Below are 5,528 nucleotides of genomic sequence, written 5' to 3'. Positions count from 1 at the left end.
GACATGCGATTGGAACCAAACAGATCAACCGCATCAATTTGCCTTCGCGCAGCGTCTCCCTTTGGGAGAAGGTTGTCCGTTTTTGTCTAGGAAAAATGAAGCGGCTGTAGTGCTATCCGAATACAGGGAATAGAAGAACACTTGACGCCTGTGTTGCTGAAGTTGTGAACGCTTTCTTTATGAGAGCCTTGTCGCAAAATTTATCCTTAAGATATGGATGCTACGTAGCCCTAGAAGCGTGCGATCGCTACTCCAATTGTTAGACCTGAAATATTAATTACATCCGTGTAGTACGCTTATATAAGCTTGACTCAAGATTTACTTACTACAAATAATCGATTCCTCATTTAGTAATTAAATGGACAGCAATACCTCGAATCCCTTGAAAAAAATCCTGATTTTAGCAGCTAATCCAAAAGGTACTTCCACTGAGCGTTTAGGTCAAGAATTGCGAGATATAGCCGAAGGGCTGCGGCGTGCCCAAAAACGTGACCAGTTTGCCCTTGAGCAACATTTAGCAGTTCGTCCTAGAGATATCCAACGGGCAATATTAGATTTCAAACCACATATTGTTTATTTTTCTGGACATGGCGGAGGGGAAGAAGGATTAGTCTTTGAGGATGAAATGGAAAGTCCAAACTAGTTAGTGGAGCTGCACTGGCTGGATTATTTGAACTATTTGCCGATGAGACTGAGTGTGTTTTGCTAAATGGTTGTTATTCCGAGGTGCAGGCAAAAGCGATAGCCAAACACATTAGCTATGTGATAGGTATGAATCAGGCTATTAGCGATAGAGCTGCAATTGAATTTGCGGTAGGGTTTTATGATGCTTTGGGAGCAGGGCGTTCAATTGAGTTTGCCTACAATTGGGGCTGTATAGCAATACGAATGGAAGGAATTGAAGAACATTTTACCCCAGTTTTGCTTAAAAAAGAAGAAAACAACAAAGTTGAAATTTTTGTTTCCAATTTTCAAGAAGGTGAAAAACTTAAAAAATTTCAAACACAATGGCTAAGACGCATTCCTAGGCGAAGTATCTTTACTACTCTTGGGGCAAGTGTGGGGGTAACTATTCTGGTAGTACTTGTACGCTTGCTAGGAATCTTACCAGGAGAGTTTTTCTTTTTTAACCAAATGATGAGAGTTCAACCAGTAATCGAAAAACCAGATGACAGCCTTTTAATAGTTCAGATTACTTTAGATGATATTAAATATTATTTTAAAAAATATCCTCCAAAAAATAGTTCTTCCTTGGCAGATGAAATTCTCTATCAACTACTGGAGAAACTACTTAAAAGTAATCCTCGAGTCATAGGTATAGATAACTATCGTTACGCTCCAGCGGAAGGAAATTTAAAGAAGCTAATTAATAACGAGCAAACAAACGATCATTTAATTTTTATTTGCAAATTTCCTGATAAAGATGCAAGTGATAAAGAAGGTCATAGTCCTCCCCCTGATGTTCCTATAGAGCAAGTAGGATTGAGTAATTTTCTGACCGATAGAGATGGAGTTATCCGTAGACAAATTATAGAGATGGGAACTCCAGAAGATCCAGAGACTAAAAACCAATGTAGAAATAAAGAAGAATTAATGGATTCTTTTAGCTTCAAAGTAGCTCAAAAATATTTAGCTGCGGAGAAAAAAGATTATAAAATTTATGGTAAAGAACATGAAAATATAGTGTCTGGCAAAACATTTTTGGAACCACTTAATATTGATATGCAAGGTGGATACAGTTTGAAGAATTTAAACGGTACTCAAATTTTGTTGAATTATCGTTTTGCAGCAGATGCAAAAAATAACCGTTCTCTTCGTAATATCGCTGCTCGAACATATAACGTTAAGCAAATATTGGATACTAAGGAGATTAAAGATTTTGTACAAGACAAAATTGTTATGATTGGAACGCCAGTTGTAGGATATGATTCTCCCTCTAAATCTACTCCCTTTTCTATTGGAGGAGCAGATGAGCAAATGTCAGGATTATTTATTCAAGCACAAATGGTAAGTCAGCTTGTGAGTGCAGTAAAAGATGAACGTCCTTTGTTAAAAGTTATGCATATTAGTTACGATATGCTCTGTATTTTAGTTTGCTCAGTAATTGGTGGAGCTATCTTACCTCAATTATACAAACATCCTCAAAAATTACTTATAGCAGGAGGAATTTGTCTTGGCGGTCTGTACTTTATCTGTTTAGTATTCTTTATTTACCCTATCATTCCCCGCACAAAGCTTTGGATACGACTAGTGCCTACTGCTGTATCATTTGTGGGAAGTGGAGCAGTTAGAATATTTCTTGAGTTGAAATCTCAAAAAAACTCTAAATTTAAATAAAACTTTTAACCTAAATGGATTATTTATTATGTTTTTGAATCAGCTATTTATTAGGAAATGCTTTAGAGCTACCTTAAGCAGTACTATTGCAGTAAGAGGCTGTTTGTAAATGATTATGAAGTAATTGAAGAAGACTTTGCGAGTCGTTTCAACATTATAGCGTTTCCCGATCTAGTGAAGTACGCCTGTAGGGGCACAACATGTTGTGCCCTACACCTCACGATATAATTTTGTACCGCATCTGAATGGGAACCGCTATAAACGAATCATGACTGTATAAATCATAGATTCGCTCCTGCACTGGTAAAAGTTCGTAATCCTTGCTTAGGCGACGGTATTGATTCCACCATGCAAATGTACGTTCGACAATCCAGCGCTTGGGCAATACGTGAAATCCAGGCTGGGTACGGCAAATTACATCAACTTTGGCGTAACTGAATTGCGCAAATCACGCGCTCAAAGTTCTCACCGCTAAAGCCTTGGTCAACCCAAATGACAACTAAATTAATAGTGGCTTCTGCGGCTTCCATCACAACTGCTGCACCTCCTAAACGTTCTGGAAAGTTTGCTTCTGTAACGACGGCTGCCAACACTAATCCCAAAGTATCAACCAGGACAAAACGTTTACGTCCCTTTACTTGTTTCCCACCGTCATAACCATATACCTCCCACGCCAGTTGCTTCAAGTCGGCATCCCCGCCCAACGCACTGGCTCCTTTTTTTCTGCCGTTTTCACTGATTGACTATCAATGATGGCAGCAGTTGGCTTTTGTTTTTTATTCATGCTTTCACGAACTTGGTGCCGCAATTGTGTGTGGATTTTTTGCCACACTCCTAAACGCTGCCAATGACGAAAATAGTTATAAACGGTTATGCCTTGGTGGTAAGTCATGTGGCAATGCACGCCAGGTACATCCTTCATGCAAAACGTAGAAGATTCCATTAATGATTTCTCTTAAGTCCACCTCACGGGGGCGACCAATCGCTTGTGACGCGGGAAGCAAAGGCTCTATAATTTTCCACTCTGCATCAAAAACATCACTTCCATACGCTTTGCGTGTCATTATTTAAACCACTACTCTATTGCTTCAAAATCAATTTTCATTTGTAGCGATCGCCTTACTTTGGTTTCTTCACATTTCTTTAGAAACAGCTTCTAATTTTATTGATAAGTAATCCTCCTCCAATTTTAGCAAATACTACTTTTTGGCAAAATGTATTAGCTTACTTAGGTTTTCAACCACGAAAAGTAAAGGGAACACCTGAAGATCATGGAACGGATGGAGGAGGACGGGGAAATTGCCCTAACTTAGCATTAGCATATGATAATAAGTTCAAAGATATACAATTAACTGCCCTTATCCCTGAAGTCCAGCCATATCCTTCATCCTCTTTAACTCCAAAATCAGCTAAAATTATCTGGAGTGATACTATCAAACAGAGACCGAATCTCTGGTTTTACATACCTTATAAATATGATGAAAAAACACAGTTAAAATTTGCAAAATTTGCCTTAATAGATGAAGACAAACGTCTGGTCACACAACCTCCATTTCTTTTCCAACTTCCTAAGCAGCCTGGTATTGTTCAAGTTAAGATGCCGATAAATTTAGAAGTTAACAAACCATATAAATGGTTTTTCTCGATTGTGTGTGACGAAAATAAACCTTCTAGAAATCCTAGTGTTTCAGGCTGGATTCAGAGAATACTACCAAATAAAGCAGGATTTGTCGTAGAACCATCTGAAGACGTGCTTGCTCGAATCAGTTACCGCGACATCGCTAAACGCGGACTCTGGTTCGATGCATTTACTCGACTCGCTGAAGTTTACCAATCAACAAATCCACAAAGTTATATACAGTCCTCTGTAAAATCTGAAAAATTCACAAAATCTCTAGACAATCAAATTCAAGAGGATTGGCTTGCGGTTTTCAAAGTACTTGAATTAGGCGATGATCAGATTACTAGTGAAATTTCTAAATCTCCAATTTTTAAGTTAGATTGTGTCTCAAGGACTGATGGTCGTAAATGTGAGTAATGTCGCGCTTCTCCCTGCAAAGCCACCGACCTGGGCTGAAACCCAAGCCAGCCGAAAGACAGTGACTTTGGTTGTATAGCCTCACTGTTCTAGAGTCAGGCTTTTTCGGCAAAGGTATTGATTATTACAGCCAGTTCCCTAGCAAAATGTAAGGTGCCCAATATCTTGGATGTTCGCGACCGGGGGATTTTCTCAGTTCTTGTTGAGCTTTTTACAAGGCTTGAGCTTTCGTCAACCCTGGTTTAAGCAGTTGTTCATATAACTTTTTAGTGAACTCAACACTGATTTTATCATCCAATGTCCACAGTGAAGCGATCGCACTACGAACACCTGCTCGAACACCTACACCAGAAATTCCTAAAGTTGCTCGCTTATCACCAGCTGCGGTTTCGCACGCACTTAGTACGAGTAGTTCGATAGGTTCAAGCTGACTCTGAAGTTGTGTTCGGAAAACATCCCCTACTTCTTTGATTGAAATAACTTGGTCGTAAGCTAAGATAAATGTATTTTCAGGGCTAGAGCTAAACTCACCATGTGTAGCTAAATGAAGGATTTGAAAAGCAACATTATTGATTTCACTTTGAAATTGCTTAGTCTTAAAATCGTCATCGGCAAGTTTAGTAACAGAAACTCTAGAGTTGATTTTTTCTAGATTTTTCAATACATCTAGTTCAGCATTAGCATAACGTAACTTAGAAAATTTCCGTTTATCTCGTTCATTTACTTCTGGATCTGGTTCAGCTAAACCAGCCGCGAGAATGTTCAGTTTTTTGCCTTGAAGGACATCAGGATATGGAATATCTAATCTTGGAGCTAGCGCGATCGCATACTTATCTATCAGATACTCAACCTTGCCTGATGCGTTGTCATAGTTATAAACAAGTGCTGCTAATGGAATATTCCGCAAATTAGTATCCAAAGCAAATACAAGTGTCTTAATTTGCTTGTGTTCTTTCTCAATATATTGATTTATATCTTTTACCAGGTACTCATACAATTTTTTAGCTTTTTCTCTAACATCTTCAAACGTATACTCTTCTTCCAAATCTAAGAGGATGTCTGAAAAGTAAGGAAGCTCACGTCACGGTATTCTGTCAGTAGAAAAAACACTTAAGTAGACAGCGTGACGAAAGCAATGAATCCATCTTACCCA

Annotated in this window: 4 protein-coding genes and 1 pseudogene; 3 read left to right on the top strand and 2 right to left on the bottom strand. The window is 38.6% G+C overall.

Annotated features, from left to right (window positions below; all coding sequences use genetic code 11):
* Positions 1-358 precede the first annotated feature (358 nt).
* On the top strand, positions 359-643 hold the full coding sequence (locus tag AABK37_RS40120) for a hypothetical protein (protein WP_432556959.1): 285 nt from the start codon (positions 359-361) through the stop codon (positions 641-643).
* A gap of 128 nt (positions 644-771) precedes the next feature.
* Positions 772-2,337: a CHASE2 domain-containing protein gene (locus AABK37_RS40115; RefSeq protein ID WP_432556958.1), complete on the top strand. Its 1,566-nt coding sequence runs from the start codon at positions 772-774 to the stop codon at positions 2,335-2,337.
* A gap of 255 nt (positions 2,338-2,592) precedes the next feature.
* On the opposite strand, the pseudogene AABK37_RS40110 reads toward AABK37_RS40115, so the two are convergent.
* Positions 2,593-3,401 (bottom strand): annotated as a pseudogene (locus AABK37_RS40110) (IS5 family transposase).
* 101 nt (positions 3,402-3,502) lie between these two features.
* Here AABK37_RS40110 and AABK37_RS40105 point away from each other — a divergent pair.
* The gene (locus tag AABK37_RS40105; protein ID WP_432556957.1) at positions 3,503-4,375 is read left to right on the top strand and encodes a DUF928 domain-containing protein; all 873 of its coding nucleotides are present in this window, start codon (positions 3,503-3,505) and stop codon (positions 4,373-4,375) included.
* A 211-nt stretch (positions 4,376-4,586) separates the two neighbouring features.
* On the opposite strand, the gene AABK37_RS40100 is transcribed toward AABK37_RS40105, so the two are convergent.
* On the bottom strand, positions 4,587-5,420 hold the full coding sequence (locus tag AABK37_RS40100) for a CHAT domain-containing protein (RefSeq protein WP_432556956.1): 834 nt from the start codon (positions 5,418-5,420) through the stop codon (positions 4,587-4,589).
* Positions 5,421-5,528: the final 108 nt, after the last annotated feature.

The organism is Tolypothrix sp. VBCCA 56010 (genome assembly GCF_050875635.1).
Lineage (GTDB): Bacteria > Cyanobacteriota > Cyanobacteriia > Cyanobacteriales > Nostocaceae > Hassallia.
Note: the sequence above shows the minus strand (reverse complement) of the source record. Positions and strands in the feature narration are given on the sequence as shown.